Genomic DNA, 2482 nt, shown 5'->3' on the forward strand with positions numbered 1-2482 from the left:
CGCGCACGGATGTCGCCCCACCCCGCCCCCAGCGGGCGCGGCACGCGTCGCCCCGGCCGAGAACCGCGCACGTCGCGCACGGATGTCGCCCCAACCTCGCCCCGAGCGGCGCGACGCGTGTTGCCACGCCGCGCCGCGCCGTGCCGCCTCAGGCTGTTAGAGCGTTGTCGTGTGGATGTGCCCGTCGACGCCGCGGAGTGCGATCGAGGCGCTGCCGTCCGCTCCGGACTCGCCGCCGATCGCGCCCTGGATCTCGAACGCGGCGAACTCGGGCCTCTGGAACCAGCCGCCCCACGCGCCGTCCACGAAGTTGCGCTGCCAGAGCCGGTTGTCGGCCGCGACCGCGAACATGTAGACGCGGCCCGACGCGGCCACCAGCGTGGGGCTGCCGTTCAGCGTGCCACCCAGGTTCTGCCAGTCCGACCACACGCCGTTGGTCTGCACCCGCTCCCAGATCTCGTCGGTGCGGGCCCGCACCGCCACGTGCACCGCGCCCGACCCGTCGACCGAGGCCGAGGGCCGGCCGTTGAAGCCGTCCGCAGTCGGGTCGACCGGCGCCCCGAGGCTGGTCCAGCCGCCGCGCGGCCCCCGCGACTCGAGTTGGCCGCCGGGGTCGCGGGCGAACACGGTCCAGCTGGCCGGGCCCGTGAAGGCAGCGGTCGGCGCGTCGGCCAGGTGCCCGCCGAGAGCGGTCCAGTCGAGACGGCGACCGTTGAGCACGCCGTGCCAGGCCTGGCCGTCCGTGCCCCGCACGAACAGGTCGACCCGGCCGCCGGCCGACGCGTACGCCGACGGCTGCCCGACGATCCGCTTGCCGAGGTCACGCCACTGCCCACCGGCGTACGTCTGCAGGGTGCCGCTCGAAGAGCGGGCGAAGATCTGTCCCCCGGCCACCGCCGGGCCGTCGGTTCCGCGCTGCCCGAGGTCGGTGCCGGTGACCTGGTCGGTGCCGGTCAGGCCGAGCATCGCGACGCCGTGCGCGGGGACGGTGGTCGTGTAGGAGCCGGTGGCCGTGCCCGCGTCGGCGCGAGCCCACAGGTCGCGCACCTTCACGCTGCCGGTTTCGCTGAGTGCGACCGACGAGAAGTCGACCGTGATCTGCGCGGCACTGTCACCACGGTTGAGCAGGGCGACCGAGCGCTTGCCGGAGCCGGCGAGCTGCTTGCTCCACACCTGCGTGGTGCCGCTCGGGTCGGCCACCTTGATGCCCTGACGCACCAGCGGGTCCTGATCGACGGCGAGGATCTCCGGGTTGCGCAGGGCCGAGACCATCTCGGCCGGGAGCGTACGCGGGTCCGAGCCGATGATCAGCGGCGACGCCATCATCGCCCACATGCCGAGCTGGGTCTTCGACTCGTCGAAGGTCATCTCGGTGCCGCCGTCGGGCAGCGGCCGCATCGGCACGAGGTAGTCCGGGTCGTTGAAGTGACCGGGCGACGTCGAGCCGGGGTGATAGGCGTTGACGTCCATGTTGCGGAGCACCCACTGGTATTGCCACTGTGGCTGCGGGTCGCCCACCCCGACGTCGGTGTAGGTGCGCCACGAGGTCGCGATCTGCGGCGCGTAGGTGTAGCTGAAGGTGGACAGGTTCTGCGGCGGGTAGGGTCCGCCGCCCCAGTCGCTGCTCACCGGGTTGCAGATGTTGAGGAACATGGGCCGGGGCGACTTGCCGACCTCGGTCGCGAGTTGCCGGTACGCGGTCTCGGGATCCATGCCGGACGCCCGCCCGCACAGCCAGTCGGCCTTGAGCGCGTCGAAGCCCCAGGAGGCGAAGAGGCGCACGTCGTCGCGGTAGTGCCCGTAGCTGCCGAGCCCGCACTGGCCCTCGATGTAGGGCCCGGCGTCGGTGTAGATGCCGGCCTGGAAACCACGGCTGTGCAGGTATTTGGTGAGCGACGCCATCCCGTCCGGGAACCGGGCCGGGTCGGCGACGAGCTGGCCGGCCGCGTTCCGGGGAGTGGGCGCGGCCCAGTTGCCGTCGATCCAGATGATCTTGTAACCCGCGTCGCGCAGGCCGTCCTTGACCATCGTGTCGGCGATCGACTTGATCTCGGCCGCGGTCGGGTCGCCGCCGATGCCGTAGTAGGTGTTCCAGCCCATGTACGGGGTGAGCGGGCTGCTCTCCGTCGACGCCTGCGCGGCTGACGGCACTGCGATCGCGAGGGGTATGGCCAGGGATAGAGCAAGGGTACGGAGGAATCGCACGGTTACTCCTTTATGAGGCAAGCAGATTGCCGATCTCATCGCGCTGACCGGGGTCGGCCAGTGCGGCGCCGAGCGCGACCACCCGGGCCCCGGCGGCCAGGTAGGCGGGCGCGTCGGCGGCCTTGAGGCCGCCGGTGGCGACAAAGTTCACGTCCGGGAAGGGGCCCTTCAGCCCCGAAATCCAGGCCGGCCCCAGGGCGGCGGCCGGAAACGCCTTGAGCCAGCGGCAGCCGGCCAGCCGCGCGATCTAGCGCGGTTGAGCGCCGGCCGCGGCCCG

At 72.2% G+C, this 2482-nt stretch carries 2 protein-coding genes; both read right to left on the bottom strand.

Annotated features, from left to right (window positions below; translation table 11 throughout):
- Positions 1–156: 156 nt before the first annotated feature.
- Positions 157–2205, bottom strand: a complete 2049-nt coding sequence (locus AB0M88_RS47085; RefSeq protein WP_364113724.1) for a glycoside hydrolase family 27 protein — start codon at positions 2203–2205, stop codon at positions 157–159.
- A gap of 10 nt (positions 2206–2215) precedes the next feature.
- Complete coding sequence (locus AB0M88_RS47090) at positions 2216–2452, bottom strand: hypothetical protein (protein WP_364113726.1); 237 nt, start codon at positions 2450–2452, stop codon at positions 2216–2218.
- Positions 2453–2482 lie beyond the last annotated feature (30 nt).

The sequence above is a fragment of the Actinoplanes sp. NPDC051411 genome (assembly GCF_040682075.1).
In the GTDB taxonomy this organism is placed as follows: domain Bacteria; phylum Actinomycetota; class Actinomycetes; order Mycobacteriales; family Micromonosporaceae; genus Actinoplanes.